The sequence below is a fragment of the Pseudomonas sp. GW458-11-26-14-LB4 genome (assembly GCF_059423925.1).
Window position 1 is genome coordinate 20,484 of sequence record NZ_JBWKYU010000002.1, and the last position, 22,178, is coordinate 42,661.

A 22,178-nucleotide genomic window follows, 5' to 3' on the forward strand; every position below is an offset into this window, starting at 1 on the left:
TTCAGGTTGTCCGTCGGAAGTGCGGACTCTAGCCTGTGAGGGTCGCTGATGAATCGGCGATCGGGATTGGAACCCCGGCGACTTCCCAAAAAAGCAAAAGCAGCTTTCATGACGTATGCTTGCCCGCCTTCATGGTGTGCACTCTTGTTATGGCGGCTGTGCGCGAGAGACTTCGAGTCTGTCGGGTTTTTGGCTTTTTTCGCCCGGGTTCCAACTCGCGTACAGCTGCCACCTCTTCGATTGGAACCGAGTAGGTCAGCTCCACCTATCGACTAGAAAGAAGCCATTATGAAGAAGCCAACCCCGAATCCCCCAGAAGTCGAAACCGACCCAACGTCCCCCTACAGCTCAATCGACTGCAGAAAACTCCACGACGCCGCCAACCGCGCCCTCGATCATTACCTCTGCCCCGGCGCCCATGTCATGGGCACGACCAAACAACCCGAACCGATGTACTTCGCCAACCCGGCCTACGACACCGAATCCCTGCTGGCCAACGCCAGCGAGTCCCTGGGCTCGGCATCCGAGATGCTCAACAACTTCGCCGCCACCCTCGACCCCACCCACCGCAGAACCGCGATAGGCATTGCGCAGTTGGTGATGCTGGGGGAATTGGCGGTGAATCAGGCGCTGGATCATGTTGAGGTGAAGGACTGAATTGCAGCTGTTTTGGCAGGCATAAAAAACCGGTCACGCGACCGGTTTTTAGTTTCATTTCAACCTGGCTGCAAAGCGTCGAGTGTTGTCGAAGTCCGTATCGGGCGAGTATTCGAGTCAGTATTTCAGACGCAATGCTTGTGTGGGTGACAGAGTTCAGCCCAATAAATAGCAAAATATAGTGAAATCTAAGGGTGTATAGGGATATCTGCTATACAACGATATATTCGTGTAGAGACAAGCATTTGTGAGGCTTTCATGGATCCATACCGTAATCCATTCGCTCCAGGCGCAGGCAGCAGACCGCCTGAGTTGGCAGGACGCGACACAATCCTTGAGGCAGCCAGGATTTCATGTGGGCGAGCCATCAACGGACGAAGCGCCCGATCCATCATGCTTCTTGGATTGAGAGGCACGGGTAAAACGGTACTGCTGAACGAGATTGGAAAAATTGCGAGGGAAGAGGGACTTCTCGTTTCAAAAGTAGAGGCTCCGGAGCGTGAAAGTCTTGCACGCCTTCTCTTTCCTGAAATGCGCAAAGTCATGCGCTCACTTTCTGCAGTAGAAGCTGCCAAGCAAATTGCGACCCGTGGACTGAATGGTTTGCGCGGTTTCGCCTCTATTTTCAAGATCGATATCGCAGGCGTGGAGATTGGTGTCGAACCGGAGCCAGGATTCGCTGACAGCGGGGATCTTCAATACGATCTTCCAGACCTTTTTGCCGTGATAGGTCAAGCTGCGCAAGCTGCAGGCAAAGGCTGGATTCTTCTGATTGATGAAGTTCAGTACCTTTCCGAAGCAGATTTATCTGCGCTTATTGTGTCGATCCATCACATGTCTCAAGAAGGGCTGCCGGTACTTCTCGTCGGTGCTGGTCTTCCCCAGGTTGCTCGTTTGGCAGGCGAAGCAAAATCCTACGCAGAGCGGCTTTTTCTATACCCTGCGGTTGATGCGCTTGATCAAGTATCTGCAATTCAAGCAGTTCAGAAGCCAATCGCGGATGAGGAGGCTTCGATCGAACTCGCAGCACTTGGCAATATTGTTGATCGGACGAGAGGGTATCCTTTCTTCCTTCAAGAGTGGGCATCCACTGCTTGGAACAACGCTGAAGGACCTGAAATCACAGTCGAAGATGTGGACCATTCATACGCGGAGACGTTGGCTTCTCTTGATGCGGGCTTTTTCAGGGTGCGCATTGATCGACTGACAAAGTCGGAAGTGCAGTTCGTGAAGACGATGTCGGAGCTCGGGGATGGCCCCTATGCAATGGCCGATATTGCGAAAGCGATGGGGCGTACACAGTCATCGCTTGGTCCGACTCGTGCCAACATAATCTCTAAAGGAATGATCTACAGCACAGATCACGGCTACTTGAATTTCACCGTCCCACTTTTTGCGGAATATATGCGTCGACAAGGATGAACCGGTCTCAGACGCGAGACTGAGACCAGAATGCGCGACTGATCCCGCGTGAAAGTGGAAACCGTTGGCTGCTTCTAACTCCAACAGTTTGGGCTTATCTCGGTTTAGTCGGGATAACTCACAATTAAATGGAGTTAGCTGCAGTTGAGGTTACGCGTGCACCATTGTTGAGTGTGTTCTGATTCATTCGGCTTGCTCCACATCCCAGACACAAAAAACCGGTCATCAAGACCGGTTGGATGCAGGGGGGATACTACTGCGGCACCGCGAACACCGCACTGGCACGGGCAACCATTCGATCACCGACATGCAACCCAACAGTGGCAAACGCCAGCTGCCGTCCTTTTTTGGAGTGCTCAACGCGTACCTCAAGCCACTCATTGATCTGCACCGCGCTGAGATAGTCCAGGGTCATACTCGCCGTGATCAATGGCAGGGGAGGGTCGCTGGAGAATGCCATGGCGTAACCCATGCCGACATCCGCCAAAGTCGCCAATACACCGCCATGCAACGTGCCCCGTCCGTTGGCATGTCGTGAGTCTGTCCGCAGACCGATTTCAAGTTGCAAGCCACTGCCTCTGGTATAGATCGGGCCAAGCAAGTCGAGCAGCGGACTGCTGCGGGTCAGCGGAGTGAAGCCCTCGGGGATAGCGGTGTCGTTCATGGTCGATCCCTCTTCCGGTTGGTTACCAGCTTATTTAGCCTGGATACGGAGCGTAGCTTAGAGGGTTTAATCCTGATTTCGCCGTCGGAGAAGGATCATGCGTATGGGGAATTTGCAGCGATAAGCTGATCACGATAGAGCATTAGGGGCAGGGTTGTTTCGACGGTAGCGATCTTTGGATTTACTAATGAAAACTCAAATCCCGGACACAAAAAAACCGGCCATCAAGGCCGGTTTTTTCTGTTTGCTCATCCCCCGTCAAACCACGACGCAGGACATAAATTCGATTGGAGCGGGTGAAGGGAATCGAACCCTCGTTATCAGCTTGGGAAGCTTGGCCGTATGGTGTTCCAAACCGTCTCCAACTGTATGCTTATGCCCCGCCAGCCTAGTAGTAGCGCGGCTTTCGGTTAAGCCTGTGATTTCAGCGTGTTTCACCGGTGAACCCCTTATTTCAGGCCAACGGCCCCCAATAACGGCCCCCAGATGCTCACAGAGAAACAAATCAAGGCAATGAAGCCTGGTGAAAAGGAATACACCATTTCGGACGGACGCAGTGCGCGTGGAGAGGGTGTGTTACAGCTTCGGGTTCGTCCCAACGGTACAAAAGAGTTTTATTTTCAGCGGCGCCTCAATGGCAAGAAAATCAAGGCAAAGCTCGGCACGTATCCTGCTCTTGGTCTCGCCGCTGCCCGCGACCTTTGTCGCGTGGAAAAAGAGATCCAGATTGCACCGGGCACTTTCCAACATTTGCTGGATGGATACGTGAAAAAGCTGGAGGAGGAAGAAGCCGCCACTGCGTCAGACGTGAGATGGTCGTTCAAACACTACGTCACTGAGCCGTTTCCTGAATTGGCTGCCAGACCTGTGGCGTTGATTGGCCCGGCTGAGATCCGCGACATTATTGCCAGGATGATCGCCGCCGGTATCACGACCTATTGCAATCGCCTGCGCTCACAATTGCACGCAGCCTTTCAGGTTGGTCTTGAACAGGAGTTCAACCCGAGAAGCTATCAAAAACAAGCGCTGAAGTTTGGACTGACTAGCAACCCGGTTGCCAGCGTGCCGGTGCAGGCTGATTGGGAATCTGCTGGTGATCGAGCTTTATCCACTACCGAATTGGCTACATTGTGGCAGCTGCTGCCTGAGCATTTGTCCCTAGTTACCTCCGAACTGCTCAAATTCCTAATTGCATCCGGTGGCCAGCGTCCCGAGCAGGTTCTAGCGACCGAGCGTCGGCGATATCTCAAAGACCACATGATCATTCGCAACCAGAAAGGCAAAAACAAAGGCAAAGCGATTGAGGGTGAACGCTCACTGCACGTTGTGCCATACAACAAGCTGATGCGAAAAAGCCTGAAGGTCATGGACGAGGTGAGCGAGTCCAGCACCTACCCGTTCCAGGGCAAAGTAGAAGGCAAGTCTCTGTGCACGCAGTCACTGTCACGGGCAGTCACGAAACTTTATGGACGACACACTGACAAGTTCAACGGGCCATTCACGTTGAGAGATATTCGGCGCACATGCAAAACGCTAATGGGTGTAGCAAAAATAAGTAAGGAACTGAAGGATCGTATTCAGGGACATGCATTTGGAGACGTTGCGTCAAAGCATTACGATCGGTACGACTATTTTGAGGAAAAGCAGAACGCCCTGGAGGCTTGGGGAGCTTGGCTGCAAATAAACGTCATTGCGTCCAAGCTCCAATAAGTTTTCAATTTCTGCTGTTTAATTATTCCAGGTTTTCAATATTTGTTTGGCTTCAATCATCGAATAGACCCACTCATTGCCTTTTTTCTCCTTGCGGAAAAGCTTAAGGTCAACGAGGCCATTAAGAACGGTTGCTGCTGTGTTGTAAGCGCAGCCCAGGTTGTCTTTTACATTGGTAATGGTGAAATATTTACTTACGCCGGATCTCGCGACATTGAAAACGATCCGTTGTTTATCCGACAGTTTTCCGTAAAGTCCGGAGTCATAAAGAAAAGTATTGAACTTGTCTATGGACTCCACTGCGGCGTCATAGTTTTTCTTGAACTGCCGGATTGCGCGGGCAATGACGCGACATTGATAGTCGACGAAATAGGTCAAATCCATGTCGTCGGTTTCAGTGTAGAGATAGCTCTTTCCATATTTTATAGGTGCAATTTTTAACAGAGTACTTATTGCTATATATCTGAAACCTCCGAAGCCGCGTTTAAATAGGTACCAGTAAAACAACGACCTAGCAACCCTGCCATTGCCATCATGAAATGGATGCTCATATCCAATGATAAAATGGAGGATGATAGCTTTGATCATCGGGTGAATGTAATTTTGATTGTTGATATCCGAATGATTGGTATTCACCCACTCGATAACTTGTGCGAGTCTCTTCTGGAGCGTCGCAGCCGGTGGCGGCTGGTGAACGATATTCCCGTCTCCATCCTCTACTACAACATCGTCGTTATTTCTGAATTCACCAGGATGGTAGCGTTCATCGTCGATTCCTTCTACACCAACTTGATGAAGTTCAGTGATCAGATCTAAGGAAAGATCTCTCTCTCTATATTCCCACGCATGCTGCATCATCTTAAAGTTGCCGATGATCATTTTTTCATCTGGTGTTCTAGCACCACGTTTTCTTTTCAGAAGATCTTTTGCAGCTTTTGTAGTAGTGGCTGCGCCCTCTAGTTGACTACTGCTTATTGCTTCGTCTTCCACAAGGTCCTTAAGCAAATACTGTAGCTGTTTAGTTTCTCCGATTTTAGAACACATCCACTCTAGGGCGGCGGTAGTAGTGTGCTGATCGCATGCGGATACAGCAATATGCATAGCGGGAGTGTAAAGAAAACTACATTGCTTTTGTGGCTCGCCGAGTTTAATAACCGGCCACAACTGCCTATTTCTGGCTAATTTGACAACTGACCACGCTAGGCTTGGATCTAATTCTTTCGAAAATCTGAACCGAAGCTTGTCAAAATGCAAGTAGCGACCTTGAGCATCCAACGCTTGGTTCAGTTCAAGGTAAGCGCCCGTCTGGTCGCCGTGATCTTTGATTATCCGCCCGAAAGGATTGGCGATAAACGTCGGCGGTGACTTGATCATGATTTCAAAATTCCCTTAATTTGAAATGGAGCATACCTAGGTCAGCGACGCATTTCAATTTCTCAACAAACTGAAATGCAGCCTACATTGATCCCTTATTGGCACCCGGTCGAAGAGATTGTTGAGTCTTCAGACCAGCGGTCTGGTGCCGCCTGCCAAGCGAAGACTGCCGATTCTCTCCACCCCACACGACCTGCTGAAATCACTACAGATTTAGGAAACCGGCCTTTCTTGATCTCTCTCCAGAGTGTCGTCCTCGACAGAGTTGTGAGCACTAAGACCTCTTTCTCTCTCATGAATCTATCCAATTTACTCATACCCCACACCCCTGTCTTCTCGATTCGCTGTCGATAGTCTCGTCTTGAAGGTGCATGCGATTCCCCCAGAATCTAATAATTAAGCCGGCTGGAAAACCCAGCACCGCACCGTTTTTGGTTTATTGGCAGCATCAACATCCCACGACGAGCACACGTTCCTGTTCGTCTCCACGAATTTCGGGCACTTGCTCGTTTTCAGATGGCGCTTGAGTTCAGTCAGATCTGGCACTTTCTGCCGCTTCTCTGCCGCCTCTTTGGCGAAGTCATTGAGGTTCACGGCGATCAGGCTTTCATTGCGGGAGTGGTTCAGGCCACCGGCCGCGCTATTCAGGTATTCGTACAGCTCCCAGAACTCAACGACGATCGGATGATCAGCGTTGATCGCCAGTTGGCGTTCTTTGGCCATGTTCTGGATCTCGGAGTGTGCCGCGTCCACCTGATGCTTTTTCAGTGGGATGACCTGCACCAGGGCATCGACCAAGGCATGCAGCTGCGCGTGATTCTTCGCGATCCGGACGGTGCGGATCTCGGGCAGGGCCAGTAGCTGCTGTTCGTACTTGGGCCCCTTTTCGCGGACGGTCTCCATTACCTTGTTTTCCATCATGGTGGCCTTAACCAGAAACCCGCTGACGCGGTCGACCGGCATGCGCTCAAGCTTTTCCACCAGCAATTTGGTTTGTGGGGTTTGTCCGTCCTTCGTCATCGCGATGTGCACAAGGCGCTGCAGAATCGGTTCTGAGGCGTTCACAGCATGGTTCTGGCCAATGACCACAGCGCCACGGAAAGGAGGCTCACGGGTGTCGTTACCGTTGTTCTTCACGCCGGTAGAGCGGACGCTCCGGCCGTTGTAGGCGGTTTTCAATTCATCCCAGTCGTACTGTTTGGTTTGGCTGCCATCGGTCTTTTCCCGCTCCGATTCGATCAGTACCACCGGTAGATTGCCGACCTGGGCGAAGTTGCGAGCACGAGCAACTGGGGTGCCTTTGGTGGGGTCGAAGCCTTCGTAATCGATACGGCCGCAGAGCTTCCATAGGAATTCGATCAGCGTGGACTTGCCGGCGCCTGGCTCACCGATGATCTCCATGAAGGGGTAACTCTTCTGGTGTTGCCGGATCTGCTCGGCGAACAACGAGCCAAACCAGAATGCGAGCGCGACCAGACCCTTGGCACCGAAGCATTGCCAAACAATGTCGATCCATTCGGTGTCGAACTTCTCTACATCGGTGTTCAGGTTGAGGATCACCGACTGGCTGAGGGTCTTGATACTCAATCGATCCATATCAAAAAAGTCTTCTTCGTTGAGCTTGAAGACTTTCCCGTCGCGTACAGCAACGTCGCCATAAACATACGCGCCGTGTTCACGGGTATAGCCAGTGAAGTCGATGGTCTGAACGGTTTTTAGAGCGTCGGTCTGTTCTTCGATGAAAGCATCCAACTGCTGGGTTGTGCCGGTGAACATTCCGCCCGGCGCAATGCCCAATAGGCGCTTTTTGAATTCTGCTGATGACGCGATCTGAGCGCTGGTGAATGTGTTTTTGATCGGCGCGGCGTCGTGCGCAAAGGTGATCCGGAAGTAATACCAGGACTCGTCGGTAAGTTTGTTTTCCTGGTAGTACAGGGCTTTCGGATTGCAGGTAGCGATGCGCTGCAGGGCACCGCACTGCTGCATGGCTTTCGCCCGCATCTGTTTATTGTTCAGTTGCTGATCGTCGTGGTGCTCACTGTCCTCCAGTTCCTGAATGGCCTTGTTGTATTTCTCCAGATCAAGCTTGAACCAATACAGGCGGTTGCCGAACTCCAGATGGAATTCGCTCCGACGCTTCCAATCGAACATCACCAGTGCTTTTTCGGTGGCGTTCTCAGCGATCAGCAGGGCGCCGTGATGCCGCGCAATGGTCATGTCTTTTTCAAACTGGGCGTCGCGCTTGTCGCCTTCGTCCAGGAACTGCCATCGCTGGTGAAGGTCGTTCCAATCCACCTTCCGGTTGTCCCGCTGAGGGATCTGCGCGGCCTCACAGGTAAACCCCAACTCACGGGCCATGCGAACCCAACGCTTGGTGTAGGCGTGTGCGCCTGGTTCGTTGTCCAGCGCCCAGACGAGCTTTGGCAGATTGCCCGGGCGCGCACTGACCAACGCCTGCAGAGAGTCAGCCGGGAATGCATTTGATGACATGGCGGATACGGCGGAAATCCCGTGATGCACTAGGGCAATGGCGTCGAAGATGCCCTCCACGATCCAAAGTTCTTTTGCTTCAAGCAGATCAACACAGGGCGGACACCACCACACACCCTTGTAGCTATCACCTGGGGCGAAGCGAGCTTTCATCTTGCCGAAGCGCGCCGGCTTATCGATCAGGCGTTCCCAGTAGCCCCCTTTCTCCAAAGCGAAACGCACCGTGGCACTGCCGGCGTTGTGCTGAGACGAGTAGTAGGTTTCTTGTGTGAACCAGCCCGCGACCAACTCAGTGTTGAAGCCTCGACCAAATTCTAAATATGCCCGAGCTGTGGCTGTTGGAACGTTGTCCGTCGCCGGCGCTCGCTTGCTCCAGTCTTCGAACAAATCGTCGTAGATTTCTTTTACGTGCATGGTATGGCCGCACTTTTCAGGCCGGCCGCAAATGACCAGCCATGGCGTGTCGTGGCGCGAATACAGCTCTTTCTTTCTGCACTTCGGACACTCGCCGCCGCGCATGTAAACGGTTCCCGAGCGGTGTTTCAGGCCGTAATCGAATTCCAGGCGCTTTAGGACGTCGTCGCGGAGATCAGCTCTCATGGTTTTTTCACTGTTTTGAGACTTTGAGTCAGGGCACCGGCGAGGGCGCCGATCAGATGTTTTCGAGCGGCCATTACGGGATCGTTCGTGAGAATCGACCCATGGCGCAGGCCTTCGGGAATGAAGCGGTATTGGTCTGCGTACCAAAGGTCATTGAGGCTGAGACGATACTGTTCACGCAGGTTGGCCAAGAGCGCTTGAGCCTGATCCGGCGGCAGTTTTGCGTTGATGTTCAGAGCGTTTTCCATCGTCAAACCTCAATTTTGGGCGCAGCTCACCCAAACCCACGGGAATGGGGGATCGGGAGGGTTTGTTGGTTGGGTGTTACGGAGTGGTGATGCGGAAACGCCCGTTGTCCGGTGCGTTCAGGATTCGCTCATAGATCAGGCTGACGGGGATGGCCCACACCTCACCAGTGCCTGTATCGGTGATAACGGTGTGTGTAGGCGTGCTGGTCAGAACATCCAGACGCTGCCGATCGCTTACTGCAGACAGATCGCTGTAGGCCAGGTGAACCACTTTTTCGGCGGTAGGAGTCAGCACGTCAAAGTCGGCAACCAGGTGTTGGACTGCGCGTTTCATCAGTTGCTGGTCGCCGCTCAGGTGTTCGCATTGGTGACGCTCAAGAAAGACCAGCGCTGCGGCTTTGAGCATGTCCTGATATTCCTCTACTGCAGGCGCGTTAATCATTGAGTTCTACCCTCGCGGTAAAGTGCGATGGCCGCCAGCACTTCGGCGTGACGTGCTGCCAAATGCAGGTTGTTGGCGTCCAGAATCAGTTCGGCTTCTTCTTCGCTGATTGATCCGTCCTCAAGTGCTTGAGCAATAGCCTGGTCAACGCAGCCGCGTTTGGCTGCGACTTGCAAAGAGCGGGCATAGAGTTCGACGTTGTCGAGTGTTTCCGGATCGGCAACGGGGATGAAGCGGCCCCCGTACATTGAGGCGACGTAGTTCGCCAGGTGGTAAGTGCCGCTTTCCTGTTCGAGCATGAATATATGCGCGTCAGTGAGGGGCGAGCATCCAGCATTTTCGTAGGCATGGTTATCGAACTTTTTGAGCTTCATTCCCAAACGGTTCGCTGCAGCCTCGCGGCCACCGGCGTAGGTTCGAATAATCTCGCTGGTAACTTCCCTGCGTGTATCTAGGATCAGACTTTTCATCTTCTACTTTTCCCTGTTGAACCGTGGCACTACTGTTCAATTTCGCCGTCTTTGATTCCGAGTAGGACGGCTGCTCGATGTGCCTCCCCACGGCGACCTTTGATCCGACCGTTCAACAGGTCGCTGACTAAATTTTTGTTCAGTCCATGCTTGCGGCTGAATTCCGCAATGCTGACGCCTTTTCGATCAAGCGCCGCCCGGGCTTGCTCGTGCGTAACGGTGGCGGGCATAGTGCTCCCCTTGTTCGTTTCTGTTTGTTTGCGTTTGTCTGTGGTGATTCTTGGTCAAAAAAATGATCAAGTCAATGGTGGTGGCTAAAAAAATGCTCATAGCGGATCGAGTGGGTGAACGCCTCAGGGAAGAGCGCGAGCGCTTGGGGTTAAATCAAACTGACTTTGGTGTGCTGCTAGGCGTTAGCAGAGGCACACAGAAGAACTACGAGTTGGGAGCAAATTCTCTCGATCTCCGATATGTCACTGCGCTTGAGGAGCGTGGTGTTGACGCTGCTTACGTGCTCACCGGTCGGCGATCGACGCCATTGGGCCAACTTTTTAGCGCCGCGGAAGAAGAATTGATTCACCAATTCAGGAACATTTCTGACGAGGATCAAAAAGCAATTCGTCGCTTTCTCGAAGCCATGGCAGACGACGCTGCTCGCCAGCGGAAGTAACTCGCAACAATGCACCTGACTCATTAGTCGCGCCTCTGTTTCAATGCGGTTTGCCGCCCCGATAACGTCGATTCAGCAATGCACTTTATGGAGTAGTAAGCATGTTGGATCGCAAGATGAACGATCGCACCGCGTTCGAGAAAACCGAGTTCGAAACGTCCGGACTCACAAATATCGAGCGTCGTTTGATCGATCTCTATCGACGGTTAAGCCAGGTGGAACAGCAGCAAGTCCGTCGAGTTGCCGAGATACTGGCCGTAAACCCAAAGGAGCCAGTAGAGGGCTGAATCTAATTCCTTGAGTGATCCCGATCGCCGACGCTTCTGCGTTGGCGGTTTGCAGTTACGCCACCGCCTGCGATCCCAACTGCTCGAAAAGCTCTCGCTGCTTTGCCCTGGGCAACTCGCGAAACCGATCAATCAACATGCGTTCGAACGTCTGCGAAGACGGACTGAGCGTGTGTGAGAACGTCAGGTTCGACACCCATGTATGCCCGCACCTTGCGTCCAGGCATTGGCAATACAGCTTCACGAACTCCGTTGTTACCTCTTCGCGTGAAGCAATTCGGCCCTTGTGGCCGCACTTGCATACAACTCTCATAGTGTCCCTCCCCAGGGGCAGCTGATCGCCGCCATATTGCCACAGTTTGTAGTGGCATTCGCTCCGAAAGGTGTTTCATGCAGTGGCATCCACTGCATCCGGCGCAGGTTTCCAGCTAAAGCGCCTGTCTTCGCGTAACCGGTCATTGAGCTGATCGAACAGCTGGCAAATCGGCCGAATCTCGTTGCTGGTGTACACTCGATCGATCTTTTCAATGTCGCCAAACCCGCCGGTGTTCTCCGGGATGATGCCGGCCAGCGCTGGGTTCATCCGCCAGGCCGCGATGACATCGTTTCGGGTGATGTTCTTCACTTTCTCCAGCTCGTCTTTCGCCTGGAAGTCACCCACGGGGATGATCTGAATCGCGTTCTCTTTGCCGTTGGGGATGTTGACGAACATTGAGCGGAAGTTGCCCACGCCCTTGCTCGCGCTGATTTGGGCGCGCAGCTCGTCTTCGTCCTCTTCGGTCAGGTCGGGATCGTTGGTGTAGAAGATGTAGCCGGCGTGCGCGCCGTTGCTGTAGTAGCGCCGGCGGAAGAGGGTCGCAGCCTCATTCAGCAGCAACGCCTGCAGGCCGCCCAGGTAGTCCGGAATCCCGTAAATGTTCTGTTCCACGTCGTAGTCCAGGACGTGGGAGATTTCGTGCGCCTCAAACTCCATTTCCTTGTTGTCCGGCAGCAGCATCACGTAGCCTCCGTCGACCTTCACGCGCATGTTGATCGCCGGCAGATGCTGCAGCTCAAGCACCTGACCGAATGCATTGGTGTCGTTGTAGAAGTACGCTTCGCCGAACACCATGTAGTCCAGCCCGGCACGGCCCATCGTCTCCGTGCTGCAGCCGGTCGAGGCGATGAACTCACGCAGTAACAGGTTGCGCTTGAACTTCGGAATGGCGCCGTGGTGCGCGTTGGCGCGCAACAGCTTGGCCAGGCCAGCCCGTGACACCGGCGGTTTGTAGATCTTGCCGTCGTCGCTGAGGAACACGCCCACGTACTCGCCGATGTTGCCGGACAGCACCTGCTCCGGCTCCCCGAACGTAAACGAGCGCATTGGCTGTTGCTGTGGTTGGGGTACGTGGTGCTTTCTGTGTTTGCGGTTGGCCATGGCTGCTCTGGTTACTCGTGACGTAGCGGCTACGGCGCCGCTTGTTGGTGTTCAAAGGTTCGTTGGACAGGGCGTGCATCACCGCCCATGCAATGTCGGCGTGACCGGTGGCCTCGGTACGGGATGCGCTGTAGGTGATCTGGCCGCTGTTGGTGGCGCCGCGCTTGATGGTCAAGAACGCCTGGGCGATGTCCGTCCAGCCGGCGTCCCACTCGATGCGACTGCCTTGGATCGTGTCCTGGGCTTTCAGCACCAGGGCGTTTTTCGCTTCCAGGCTGTAGTGAATCGGCGTTGCCTTTGCGTAGAAGTCGCGCACCAGGTCGAACACGCCGTAACCCACGCCGGTGACGTCGATGCCGATGTGCTGGACGTTGAAGCGTTCGGTCAGTTTCTTGACCTGAGCCGCCTGGTAGGTGAACGAATGTCCCCGCCAACTGTGCTTTTCCAGAATCCGGAACTTCGCCCCGGGTTCGAGCGGCGGCGCGATGACCACGCAAGTGGCGTCGTCGCGGGTGCGACTCGGGTCGTAGCCCAGCCAGACCGGGCTGTTGCCAAACGGCCGATCCAGATCCGGGTTGTAGTCTTCCCACAACGACAAGTCCGAATAGCAGCGCTCCAGATCCTTGAGGCTGAATGCGCTTTGGGTGCTGTCGATGAACTTGCAGTAAAACAGCTGCTGGAATTTGTCTTCGTCGTACTCCAGCTGCAGCTGTTCCATGTCGAACAGATCGCAGCCGCCAGCGATCGCATCGTCCAGGGTGATCGTCTTGCGCCACTGACCGTCCGGACACAGCGCGCCCTGCGTGTAAGCCGCTTCGCTCGGCCATTCGCCGCCAGTCTTTTTGCCGCGCTTGCTGTTGCGGAATTCGTCGCCCGACCAGAACGGATACGCCTGGTGCGACACGGCGCTGGGCGTCGAGAAATAGGTTTTGCGCCATTTCTTGTGGGTGCCCATGGCGCTGGCGACGGTGCTGAGCTTTTCGAAGTCGCGAATCCAGAAGTATTCGTCGACGTAGACGTGCCCGTGGTAGCCCTGGGCGGTGCTGCTGTTGGTGCTGAGGAAACGCAGCTCGGCGCCGTTGCTCAAGGTGATCGGGTTGCCGGTCAGCTCGATGCCGAACCACTGCTGGGCAAACTGGATGATGTAGCTGCGGAAGATCTCCGACTGCGATCGGCTGGCCGACAGGAACACCTGGTTATCACCGCTCAACACGGCGTCCATGAACGCTTCGCCGGCGAAGTAGTACGTCAGACCGACCTGACGGCTTTTGAGGATGTTCCGGATACGGCGGGTCAGCGGGTTCTGTTTCGCCTCGAACAGCTCTTTCTGGTAGCCGTACATTTTCGAGATGAACTTATCCAGGAAGTCCACTTCGGTCAGGCCGCTGATGTCGTTCTTCGCCTTCTTTTCGCGCTTCTTGCCGCCGCCCTCGCGCCGCTCACGGCGTTGGCTTGGCTGCCGTTCGTCAGACTCGTCCGGACGTTCGGCAGGCGTTGCCGGCGCAGGTTTCGTCGCGAGTTTTTTTAGGCGCTCCAGCAGGCTTGTCAGCCGCTCCAACTCTTTCAGCTCGGCATCGGTCAGCGGATCGATCTTTTCAAGAATCAGGGTGATCCGCCGGTTGACGGCGCTCAGCGGTTCTTCATCCGTCAGCATCTCGTCCCAGCCGCCTTGGCGAATCCAGTAGTAGACGATGCGGATGTTCGGCAGCTTCAAATGCGCCTGGATTTCCTTCACCGAACGGCGGCGCAGGTAGAGGCGTTTTGCGGCTTCTTTGACTTCGGTCGGGTAGTTCATGGGCCGCAGTCTATGCGGCGAAAACGCTGGAAACGCGGGGTTAAATCCCGTCATTCGCCTATATCCTGAAAATAGGAGAACGCCGAAAACCAACCGTTTGTTTGGGGCAAATCGGCTCCCTATCGTGGCGGCTCATTCAACGATTGAGCGCAGTCAACGACCATGCCCCGTTCCCTTGTCTCCTACTGGAAACGTGTTGCCACCAGCGGCCCAACCGTCGATGGCCGCGAGATCCTGCCCCAGGAACTGCGCGACATCGCCGAGACCTACACGCCGACCCTGTACACCGCCGTTATCTGGTGTGAGCACGAACGTTGGTTCGGTTCATTTGGCACCGTCTTCGCTGTGCGTCTCGTCGAGGACGCGGAAGACCTGGAGCCTGGCCAAGTTGCCCTTGAGGCGCAGTTGAAGCCCAACGACAAGTTGCTGCGCCTTAACGACGCCGGCGAAAAGCTGTTCACCAGCATTGAGATCAGGCCGAATTTCCGGGGCCGTGGCAAAGCCTACATGACCGGCATCGCGGTCACTGACGAACCCGCCAGTGTCGGAACCCAAGAACTCTACTTTTCCAGCCGCACCAGCCGCGATTCGTACTACGCCGCTTCCCACGAGCTGGGCTCTTTGAGCGAAACCGAACCGCAGGGCGAGATCGGGCGCCTTGCCGCCATGTTCACCCGCCTGTTCAAGCGTTTCGGGATTGAAGACACGCCCACCGAAACCACCCCGCAAACCCCAACCGAGAGCAAACCCCCAATGGATGAAGCTACCGCAACGGCCTTGAAAGCCCTGCTGGCCCAGCTGCTAGTCGTCGCTGCAGGCATTCAGGCCGTGATCGAGCCTGCCGCCGAAGACGCACCAGAACCCGATCAGGCCCCGATCGATGACGTCAGTGCTGCAGTAGACGAGATCGTCACCACCGCCGAGGAAGAGCGCGAGTTCAAGCGCAACGGCGGCGGTAACAAGGCTGTGCTGGCGGCGCTTGGCAACCTGCAAAAGCAGTTCTCCGCACTGCAGAACACCAGCACTGGACGTCAGTTGCCGCGCACTACTGGCGCCACTGACAAAACCAAACTGCGGGTACTCTGACCATGGCCCGTTCACTGAGCGCCTACGGCGCCAAGATGTACGCCGAAATGCAGCTGGCGATCGCCGAGACCTACGGTGTCGAGCTGGCCAGCAAGATGTTCTCTGTTGAACCGTCGATCGCCCAGGAACTGAACGAGGCTATCACCGCCAAGTCGGACTTCCTGCAACGCATCAACGTCATTCCGGTGACCGAGATCAAGGGCGAGAAGGTGTTTATTGGCGTGTCTGGCCCGGTGACAGGCCGCACCAACACCAAGACCACCGACCGCGTGGCGAAGGACGCTTCGGCGCTGGATAACAGCACCTACGAACTGTCGTCGACCGAATCGGATGTGGGCCTGCCCTACGCGAAGATCGATGCCTGGGCCAAGTTCCCGGACTTCCATCAGAAGTATTCGGCTGCTGTGCAGAAACAGATCGCCCTGGATCGCATCATGGTCGGTTTCCACGGTGAGAAAGCGGCTGCGCAGACCGATATCGAAGCCTATCCGATGCTGCAGGACGTGAACAAAGGCTGGCTGCAGCAACTGCGCGAGCAAGCGCCGCAGCAGGTTCTCAAGGAAGGCAATACACCTGGCAAGGTCACCATGGGGCCGGGCGGTGATTACGAGAACCTGGATGCCCTGGTGCATGACACCAAGCAAATGGTGGACGAGCGTCTGCGCGACAGCGGCGACCTGGTGGCGATCATCGGCACCGACCTGCTGGCCGCTGACAAGGCCAAGCTGTACGCCAAGCAGGGCGACACCCCGACCGAAAAAGAGCGCATCGAGGACGCCCAGGTGATCGCCACCTACGGCGGTCTGCCGAGCTTTAGCGTTCCGTTCTTCCCGGTCAACGGCGTGTTGGTCACCAGTTGGGACAACCTGTCGATTTACTTCCAGGACTCTAGCTGGCGCAAGCAAACCGTGGACAACCCGAAACGTTCCCGCGTCGAGGATTACAACAGCCGCAACGAGGGCTACGTGATCGAGCAGTTGGAAAAGATCGCGCTGACTGAAAACGTGGAGCTGGTGAAGTGAGCCTGGCCCTTGCCCACAAGCGCCGCATTTTGGCTCAGGGAACTGCTGCATTGATCGCTGCAGCAGCGGCACCGCTGGCGTATTCGCCGGCGGAAGCCCTGAGCAGCCCAGCCAACGCGAAAAAACACCTGCTGCTGATGCAGGCCTCGATGGATGAAGACCTGAAGCGCTTGAGCGATTTAAAGAACTTGGCGAGCAAACAAACGCTTAAGCGAACTGAGTTGCTGCCCAAGTACCAGGACTTCATCCAGCGCTACATGGATTCGGGCCTGGTGATGCAGAACCCCGTCCTGGTGCAGGTGATGGTCTGGCTTTTCGACACCGAGCAGTTCGAAGACGGTCTGGAACTGGCGGACTTCGCGATCGAGCAGGGCCAGGAAATGCCGGAGCGCTTCAAGCGCAACGTGCAGACGTTCGTAGCGGACGCGGTCATCGAATGGGCTTTCCGTGAATACAACGCCCAGCGCAGCCCGGAACCGTACCTGTCCGACCTGCTGCCGCGTGTCGACGGCGAATGGGATCTGCCCGAACAGATTCCGAGCAAGTACCACAAGTTGATCGGCATGCGCGCCATGGAGGCCGAGCAGTGGGAAACGGCGCTCGAGCACCTGGAGCGATCCACTGAGTTGCACGCCAAGGCCGGCAACGAGACACGCATTGCGAAGTGCCGTAAGGCGATCGCCAAACAAACACCCGCCGTCACCGGCGCCCAATAACCGACTACCCCCCCAGCGGGGAACTGTGGACGTGTGTCTGCCATTTATGGACAGCCCCACGAAAAACAGTCTCCCCGCCCTAATTCGAGCGGTCAGCAATGAGCTTTTCCGGGAAACCCACCACAATCGTGGAACAGGCGATCGAGAACGACGGCTTCTGGCCGAACCTCTCCGTGGCCGAGTTCCAGAAGGGCTATCGCCTGCCGGCGGAGTTCCTGGGCGACCTGCTGACCGACGCTTTGTTTATCGCGATGGCCGAGATCAATACCGACCTGGCCAAGCTCAAAACCAGCTGGCTGGCAGCGGGCATCGTCGCCGTGGAAACAGCCGATCCGATGCTGCTGCCCGAGCGTGCATTGAAGGCCAAACTGTACAAGCGCGCCGTGTATTGCCGCGCCAAGGCCAGCGCCCTGCAGCAGTTTCCCACCGTGACCCGGCGCGAGAGCGCCGAGAACACCGGCAAGGAAGCGCCGGAGCGTGAAGACACGTTTCTGGCATTCAGTCAGCAGGCTGTGCGCGCTCTGCAGGGTCGTGGCCGCATCACGGCGGCACTGCTATGACCAAGCTGCAGGCGTTGACCGCCTACCTGCTGGAGCGACGCTTGGTCGAGCCTGAACAACTCGACAGCTGGACGGAGCAGGTAAAGCTGTCGCTGATCTGGAAACCCGACGTCGACGGCATGCACTTTGGCGACATGCACTATCGCGCCGTCATTGTCCTGGAGCGTTTCGCCGCCAATCCGGCCCGCATGATGGCCTTGGTGGGCAGTTGGCTGGAGTCCCACGACGCCGACCGCGACCGCCACGAACTGCCGGCGCCGGAATTCGCCGTGGAGCCCCTGGACAGCGATCTGTTCGACGTGGAAGTCACGCTGGAATTCGTCGAGCCGCAGTATCTCTCCGAAGATCCGGACGGCGAGATCCAGGCCTTCGGCAAGACCTGGGCGTTCGTCCCGTTTGACCTGTGGGTCGCTGAGCGCGGCGAGGTGGCCACCAGTGGCGGGGCGTAGCACGTTCGAACTAGATGTGCGCGGACGCCTGGGTGTGCGTGAGCAACTGGCGTTACTGAGCCTGCCGCCGCAGCTGCGCCGCCGGTTGTTGAACCAGGTGACCAAGCGCGTGCGGACGATGAGCCGCAAGCGTCAGCGCGCCCAGCAGAACGTGGACGGTTCGGCGTTCGCCCCGCGCAAGGGCGAGAGCAAGGGCAAAAAGAAGATGGAAGCCGGCCTGGCCAAGCTGATGGTGGTCACCCGCGTGACCGCTGATGAAGCGGAATTGGGCTGGAAAAACGCCCTGACCCGATGGGTCGCCGCCCAGCAGCACTACGGCGTCAGCGAGCGCCGCACCGCCGCGCAGATGCGCCGCTGGAACAAAACCCCGCCAGGCCTCGCGGCCACCGAGAAACAGGCAAAGCGCCTGCGCCGATTGGGTTTTCGCGTGCGTCAGGCCGGCAAAAAGACCCTGACCAGGCCGTCAGTGGCGTGGATTCAAGAGCATGTGAACTACGCCAAGGCCGGTTTGCTCATTCGCATCCTGGACGACCAGCGCAGCGAGTCGTCGGGCGCGCAGAGCTGGGAAATCACTTTGCCGAAACGCCAGTTCATCGGCGCCGAAACCGAACGCGACACCGACCTGCTGATTAGCCAGGTGTTGCAACAAATCCTAACTTCACCCCGCTAACGAGGCACTGCATGGCACTCGGTCAAGTCACCGTCGACAATCTCAACCTGGGCCAGGGGCCTGTGAGCGAGATTGAGCGTTACTTTCTTTTCATCGGCCCTGCCGGCAAGAACGTCGGCCAGATCCTCCCGCTGAACACAGACAGCGATCTGGACGCCGAACTGGGCGTTCCGGCCAGCGACCTGAAAACTCAAATCACCGCCGCCCGTCTCAACGGTGGCCAGCGCTGGGCATGTGTCGCGGCTCCGATCGGCGCCGAGGGCAAATGGGATGAGGCGTTGGAGAAAGCCCAGCAGCAGGGTTACTCCGTGGAAGCCGTGGTGATTACCAAACCGGTGACCGCTGCCGCCGAGCTGTCGGCGATGCATGACGCAGCGGTCGCGCTGAACAATACCTACGGACGCCGCGTGTTCGTCATCGCGTCCGCGCCTGGCGTCACCGCCGAACAGACCTGGGCGCAGTACGTCAGCGAACGCAAAGCGCTGTTGGCCAACCTCGCCGCGCCGCGTGTGTTGGTCGTACCGCAGCTACACGGCAATGACCTGGGCGTGCTGGCCGGTCGCCTGGCCAATGCTTCCGTGAGCATCGCTGACAGCCCGATGCGGGTGGCCACCGGTGCCGTGCTGGGCCTCGGCCCTGTTCCGGTCGATGGTGAAAAAGTCCCGCTGACCTCGGCTGTGCGCAGCGAGCTGGATCGGGCGCGCTACTCGGTTTCGCAGACCTATCCAGACTACCCGGGCGTGTACTGGGGCGACGGCAACATGCTGGACACCGCCGGCAGTGACTTTCAGGTCGTGGAGTACCTGCGCATCACCGACAAGGCTGCTCGGCAGATCCGCCCGCTGCTGATTCGCCGCGTGGCCGATCGCCGACTGAACAACACCCCCAACAGCATGGCCGTCAACACCAACCAGCTGATGGCGCCACTGCGCGCCATGGCCAAGTCCACCACGTTCGCGGGTCAGGTATTCCCCGGCGACATCGAGCCGCCGAAGGACGGCGACCTGGTGCTGACCTGGCTGACGAAAACCAAGGTCGCGGCCTACATCAAGCTCAAACCCCACAACTGCCCGAAAGACCTCACGGCGAACATTGCCCTGGATCTTTCCACCGACAAAACGGAGTAACGCCCCATGGCAAAGATTGGCGGCAAGAACTTTGACGTAAACCTGGGCGACATCGCGCTGCACGTTGAAAGCTGCACCCTGGACATTACCGACAACTCGGCAGTGGCCCAAACCCGTGGTGTGCCGGACGGCTACGTGGACGGCGACGTCGCCGCCGCCGGCGAACTGGAACTGGACAGCACCAATTTCAACTTGCTGGTGGATGCCGCCCGCTCGGCGGGTAGTTTCCGCGAGTTGAAACCCTTCGACTCGGTGTTCTTCGCCAAGGCCGGCGAGGATGAAGAAATGCGCGTGGAAGCGTTCGGTTGCCGGGTGAAGGTCTCCAGCCTGCTGTCGATCGATCCCAAGGGCGGCGAGAAGAGCAAACACAAGGTTCCGTTCGACGTCACCAGTCCGGATTTCATCCGCATCAACGGCGTGCCGTACCTGGCCGCTGCCGAAACCGAGGGGCTGCGCTGATGGTGGACTGGTTCGACCGCGCCCAGGAGCTGGAGCAACGCCAGCGTGACCAGGCGATCAAGGCCCAGCTGAGCAAGCCCGTGCCGGTCGGGCCGAGCCTGACCCATTGCCAGGACTGCGACAAACCAATCCCGCCGGCGCGCCAGGCGCACGGTGGCATAACCCGGTGCGTCCCATGCCAGACGGACGTCGAGAAGAGTAAACGCCGATGACCACTGAAACTTCGCGTCTGGGAACGCTGGAGCGGCAACTCGCCGTGATCGAGCACCGTATGAACGAGTTTGAAGGTCGTCACGACACCGTGCCGACTCGCGTGACCAAGCTTGAGCAGCAATTCGAAAACATGACTGGCCAGCTCAAGGAACTGAACAAGGGCCAGCAGGCGTTGACCCTGGCGGTCAACGTGATCGGCTCCAAGGTCGGGCGCTTGCTCACGATTTTGACGCTGGTTGGCGCCGTGCTGCAGATGGTCGTGCCGGCACTGCTGCGCGTGTGGTTCCCATGAGTCTGCGCGGCAGGATCATGGCCGGCGTGATCGCGCTGGCCAGCACCCCGTTGGTGATCTTCCTGGGTACCTGGGAAGGCAACGGCCAGAACACCGTTTACGCGGACAAGCTCGCCGGCGGACTGCCCACGGTTTGCAAGGGCATCACCCGGTTTACGAGCCCGTACCCGGTCGTGGTCGGCGACTACTGGTCGCCCGCCAAGTGCGCCGAGGTGGAGCAGTTGGTGATCCGCAAAACGCAGCTGCAGTTGGCCGAATGCATCACCAACCCGAGCGTGGGCCAGAACACGTTCGACGCCCTCACCAGTCACGGCCACAACTTCGGCGTGACCAGCACCTGCGCAAGTCGAGCGGTCGCGCTTATCAACGCCGGTCGCATCGCCGAGGGCTGCAAAGCCCTGGCATGGGCGCCGGACGGCAAGACGCCGGTATGGGCCTTTGTGACCGATGCCAAGGGCCAGAAGCGCTTTGTGCCTGGGTTGCACAACCGCCGGTTGGCCGAATTCCGGCTGTGTGCGGAGGGCTTGTGATGCTGCGCGAAGCCTTGTTCCTGGTCGTGCTGTGCCTGGTCACCTGGATCGGTTTCGACACGCTCGAAGGCCAGCGCGACGAAGCCAGGCGCGAGCGCGACAGCGCGAAATGGGAGGCCAGCGGCCTGCGCGAAGCGGCACGCATCAGCGGCGAAATGCTCGCCGAGCGGGACGCGATCGACCAACGAAACACCAAGGAATTGACCGATGCACGAACTGAAAACGAACGCCTGCGCCGCGCTGTTGGCGATGGCACTGGCCGGCTGTACGTCAGCGCCACCTGTCCCGCCTCCGGATCTGTGTCCGCCACCGCCGGCACCGCCCGCGTGGCTGATGCAGGACGCGCCGAACTCTCAGCAGACGCTCGACAGGATTATTTCACCCTCCGAGATCAACTCGCCCAAAGCCGGCAAATGATCGTCGGACTGCAGCAATACGCCCTGGGCGTTTGCCGGCGATCGCCGGCGCCCCAGGACACCACTTTTCCCAACCTCAAAAAGAGCGATACCCCATGAGCCAGCAAAACACCGAAATCACCCTGGAAGTCGGCGAACAGGAATTCACTTTCAACTTGTCCCCAGCGGACGTGACCAAGTACTTCAACGCCCTGACCCAGACCAACAAGGTCGCCCCGGGCAACAACCTGCTGATGACCACCGTGCTGCAGGATCAAAAAGCCGTACTGAAACCGCTGCTGGGCAACCCGGTGATGGTGATGCAGCTCGCCGGCGCGCTGCTGGAGGAATACGCGCCCAACGTTGAGGTGATCGTAAAAAAGCGCTCGAGCACGCTGAGCGCCTGAGCGAAA

The 22,178-nt window shown here is 57.0% G+C and carries 29 protein-coding genes; 18 read left to right on the forward strand and 11 right to left on the reverse strand.

The window, feature by feature from the left end:
• Positions 1–288: 288 nt before the first annotated feature.
• Together AC07XZ_RS02775 and AC07XZ_RS02780 are read left to right on the forward strand one after the other, a co-directional pair.
• Positions 289–657, forward strand: coding sequence for a DUF6124 family protein (locus AC07XZ_RS02775; protein WP_102685910.1), 369 nt, complete (start codon positions 289–291; stop codon positions 655–657).
• A gap of 258 nt (positions 658–915) precedes the next feature.
• The gene (locus tag AC07XZ_RS02780) at positions 916–2,079 is read left to right on the forward strand and encodes an ATP-binding protein (protein WP_074691072.1); all 1,164 of its coding nucleotides are present in this window, start codon (positions 916–918) and stop codon (positions 2,077–2,079) included.
• Positions 2,080–2,332: 253 nt separating this feature from the next.
• On the opposite strand, the gene AC07XZ_RS02785 is transcribed toward AC07XZ_RS02780, so the two are convergent.
• A complete protein-coding gene (locus AC07XZ_RS02785; RefSeq protein ID WP_039772722.1) occupies positions 2,333–2,743 on the reverse strand; it encodes a PaaI family thioesterase in 411 nt (136 codons plus the stop codon).
• Between the two features lie 486 nt (positions 2,744–3,229).
• Between AC07XZ_RS02785 and AC07XZ_RS02790 the strand changes: the two genes are divergently transcribed.
• Positions 3,230–4,453, forward strand: coding sequence for a tyrosine-type recombinase/integrase (locus AC07XZ_RS02790; RefSeq protein WP_102685911.1), 1,224 nt, complete (start codon positions 3,230–3,232; stop codon positions 4,451–4,453).
• Between the two features lie 18 nt (positions 4,454–4,471).
• Here the strand turns inward: AC07XZ_RS02790 and AC07XZ_RS02795 are convergent, their stop codons facing one another.
• The 7 genes from AC07XZ_RS02795 to AC07XZ_RS02825 all read right to left on the reverse strand — a co-directional run bounded on the left by AC07XZ_RS02795 (position 4,472) and on the right by AC07XZ_RS02825 (position 10,307).
• Positions 4,472–5,827, reverse strand: a complete 1,356-nt coding sequence (locus AC07XZ_RS02795) for a Fic family protein (RefSeq protein WP_102685912.1) — start codon at positions 5,825–5,827, stop codon at positions 4,472–4,474.
• A gap of 95 nt (positions 5,828–5,922) precedes the next feature.
• Positions 5,923–6,144: a helix-turn-helix transcriptional regulator gene (locus AC07XZ_RS02800; RefSeq protein ID WP_102685913.1), complete on the reverse strand. Its 222-nt coding sequence runs from the start codon at positions 6,142–6,144 to the stop codon at positions 5,923–5,925.
• 79 nt (positions 6,145–6,223) lie between these two features.
• Positions 6,224–8,917 carry a toprim domain-containing protein gene (locus AC07XZ_RS02805; RefSeq protein WP_102685914.1) on the reverse strand — a complete coding sequence of 898 codons (2,694 nt, stop codon included), beginning with the start codon at positions 8,915–8,917 and terminating at the stop codon, positions 6,224–6,226.
• Entirely contained in the window at positions 8,914–9,165 is a 252-nt protein-coding gene (locus tag AC07XZ_RS02810; RefSeq protein ID WP_102685915.1) for a hypothetical protein, read from the reverse strand. The genes AC07XZ_RS02805 and AC07XZ_RS02810 overlap by 4 nt, the downstream gene beginning before the upstream one ends.
• Positions 9,166–9,241: 76 nt before the next feature.
• Positions 9,242–9,607: a hypothetical protein gene (locus AC07XZ_RS02815; RefSeq protein ID WP_102685916.1), complete on the reverse strand. Its 366-nt coding sequence runs from the start codon at positions 9,605–9,607 to the stop codon at positions 9,242–9,244.
• Positions 9,604–10,077: a YmfL family putative regulatory protein gene (locus AC07XZ_RS02820; RefSeq protein ID WP_102685917.1), complete on the reverse strand. Its 474-nt coding sequence runs from the start codon at positions 10,075–10,077 to the stop codon at positions 9,604–9,606. Before AC07XZ_RS02820 ends, AC07XZ_RS02815 begins: the two co-directional genes overlap by 4 nt.
• Before the next feature lie 29 nt (positions 10,078–10,106).
• The gene (locus tag AC07XZ_RS02825) at positions 10,107–10,307 is read right to left on the reverse strand and encodes a DNA-binding protein (RefSeq protein ID WP_018929266.1); all 201 of its coding nucleotides are present in this window, start codon (positions 10,305–10,307) and stop codon (positions 10,107–10,109) included.
• A gap of 92 nt (positions 10,308–10,399) precedes the next feature.
• Here AC07XZ_RS02825 and AC07XZ_RS02830 point away from each other — a divergent pair, with 92 nt between their 5' ends.
• Positions 10,400–10,747 carry a helix-turn-helix domain-containing protein gene (locus tag AC07XZ_RS02830; protein ID WP_173892726.1) on the forward strand — a complete coding sequence of 116 codons (348 nt, stop codon included), beginning with the start codon at positions 10,400–10,402 and terminating at the stop codon, positions 10,745–10,747.
• A gap of 101 nt (positions 10,748–10,848) precedes the next feature.
• Positions 10,849–11,034 carry a hypothetical protein gene (locus tag AC07XZ_RS02835; protein ID WP_102685919.1) on the forward strand — a complete coding sequence of 62 codons (186 nt, stop codon included), beginning with the start codon at positions 10,849–10,851 and terminating at the stop codon, positions 11,032–11,034.
• 55 nt (positions 11,035–11,089) lie between these two features.
• Here the strand turns inward: AC07XZ_RS02835 and AC07XZ_RS02840 are convergent, their stop codons facing one another.
• The 3 genes from AC07XZ_RS02840 to AC07XZ_RS02850 form a co-directional block, all read right to left on the reverse strand.
• The gene (locus AC07XZ_RS02840) at positions 11,090–11,347 is read right to left on the reverse strand and encodes an ogr/Delta-like zinc finger family protein (RefSeq protein ID WP_047293252.1); all 258 of its coding nucleotides are present in this window, start codon (positions 11,345–11,347) and stop codon (positions 11,090–11,092) included.
• A 75-nt stretch (positions 11,348–11,422) separates the two neighbouring features.
• Positions 11,423–12,292: a phage portal protein gene (locus AC07XZ_RS02845; RefSeq protein WP_256590500.1), complete on the reverse strand. Its 870-nt coding sequence runs from the start codon at positions 12,290–12,292 to the stop codon at positions 11,423–11,425.
• A complete protein-coding gene (locus AC07XZ_RS02850; protein ID WP_158247719.1) occupies positions 12,204–14,246 on the reverse strand; it encodes a terminase large subunit domain-containing protein in 2,043 nt (680 codons plus the stop codon). The genes AC07XZ_RS02845 and AC07XZ_RS02850 overlap by 89 nt, the downstream gene beginning before the upstream one ends.
• Before the next feature lie 162 nt (positions 14,247–14,408).
• Between AC07XZ_RS02850 and AC07XZ_RS02855 the strand changes: the two genes are divergently transcribed.
• From AC07XZ_RS02855 to AC07XZ_RS02915, 13 genes are all read left to right on the forward strand, one after another.
• A complete protein-coding gene (locus AC07XZ_RS02855) occupies positions 14,409–15,332 on the forward strand; it encodes a GPO family capsid scaffolding protein (protein WP_102685922.1) in 924 nt (307 codons plus the stop codon).
• 2 nt (positions 15,333–15,334) lie between these two features.
• Entirely contained in the window at positions 15,335–16,354 is a 1,020-nt protein-coding gene (locus tag AC07XZ_RS02860) for a phage major capsid protein, P2 family (RefSeq protein WP_102685923.1), read from the forward strand.
• Positions 16,351–17,070, forward strand: a complete 720-nt coding sequence (gpM, locus tag AC07XZ_RS02865; protein ID WP_102685924.1) for a phage terminase small subunit — start codon at positions 16,351–16,353, stop codon at positions 17,068–17,070. The genes AC07XZ_RS02860 and gpM overlap by 4 nt, the downstream gene beginning before the upstream one ends.
• A 98-nt stretch (positions 17,071–17,168) precedes the next feature.
• Positions 17,169–17,630: a head completion/stabilization protein gene (locus AC07XZ_RS02870; RefSeq protein ID WP_102685925.1), complete on the forward strand. Its 462-nt coding sequence runs from the start codon at positions 17,169–17,171 to the stop codon at positions 17,628–17,630.
• The gene (locus AC07XZ_RS02875; protein WP_102685926.1) at positions 17,627–18,079 is read left to right on the forward strand and encodes a phage tail protein; all 453 of its coding nucleotides are present in this window, start codon (positions 17,627–17,629) and stop codon (positions 18,077–18,079) included. The genes AC07XZ_RS02870 and AC07XZ_RS02875 overlap by 4 nt, the downstream gene beginning before the upstream one ends.
• Entirely contained in the window at positions 18,066–18,749 is a 684-nt protein-coding gene (locus AC07XZ_RS02880; RefSeq protein ID WP_102685927.1) for a phage virion morphogenesis protein, read from the forward strand. The genes AC07XZ_RS02875 and AC07XZ_RS02880 overlap by 14 nt, the downstream gene beginning before the upstream one ends.
• Positions 18,750–18,760: 11 nt before the next feature.
• Positions 18,761–19,876, forward strand: coding sequence for a DUF2586 domain-containing protein (locus AC07XZ_RS02885; protein ID WP_102685928.1), 1,116 nt, complete (start codon positions 18,761–18,763; stop codon positions 19,874–19,876).
• Positions 19,877–19,882: 6 nt separating this feature from the next.
• Positions 19,883–20,335 (forward strand): phage protein, encoded by a 453-nt coding sequence (locus tag AC07XZ_RS02890; RefSeq protein WP_102685929.1) that lies wholly within the window; start codon positions 19,883–19,885, stop codon positions 20,333–20,335.
• Positions 20,335–20,547: a TraR/DksA C4-type zinc finger protein gene (locus AC07XZ_RS02895; RefSeq protein WP_102685930.1), complete on the forward strand. Its 213-nt coding sequence runs from the start codon at positions 20,335–20,337 to the stop codon at positions 20,545–20,547. Before AC07XZ_RS02890 ends, AC07XZ_RS02895 begins: the two co-directional genes overlap by 1 nt.
• A complete protein-coding gene (locus AC07XZ_RS02900) occupies positions 20,544–20,840 on the forward strand; it encodes a hypothetical protein (protein WP_025111125.1) in 297 nt (98 codons plus the stop codon). The genes AC07XZ_RS02895 and AC07XZ_RS02900 overlap by 4 nt, the downstream gene beginning before the upstream one ends.
• Positions 20,837–21,370, forward strand: a complete 534-nt coding sequence (locus tag AC07XZ_RS02905) for a lysozyme (RefSeq protein WP_102685931.1) — start codon at positions 20,837–20,839, stop codon at positions 21,368–21,370. Before AC07XZ_RS02900 ends, AC07XZ_RS02905 begins: the two co-directional genes overlap by 4 nt.
• Positions 21,370–21,885, forward strand: a complete 516-nt coding sequence (locus AC07XZ_RS02910; protein WP_102685932.1) for a lysis system i-spanin subunit Rz — start codon at positions 21,370–21,372, stop codon at positions 21,883–21,885. The genes AC07XZ_RS02905 and AC07XZ_RS02910 overlap by 1 nt, the downstream gene beginning before the upstream one ends.
• Positions 21,882–22,172 carry a putative phage tail assembly chaperone gene (locus AC07XZ_RS02915; RefSeq protein WP_102685933.1) on the forward strand — a complete coding sequence of 97 codons (291 nt, stop codon included), beginning with the start codon at positions 21,882–21,884 and terminating at the stop codon, positions 22,170–22,172. The genes AC07XZ_RS02910 and AC07XZ_RS02915 overlap by 4 nt, the downstream gene beginning before the upstream one ends.
• The last annotated feature ends 6 nt before the right edge of the window (positions 22,173–22,178 follow it).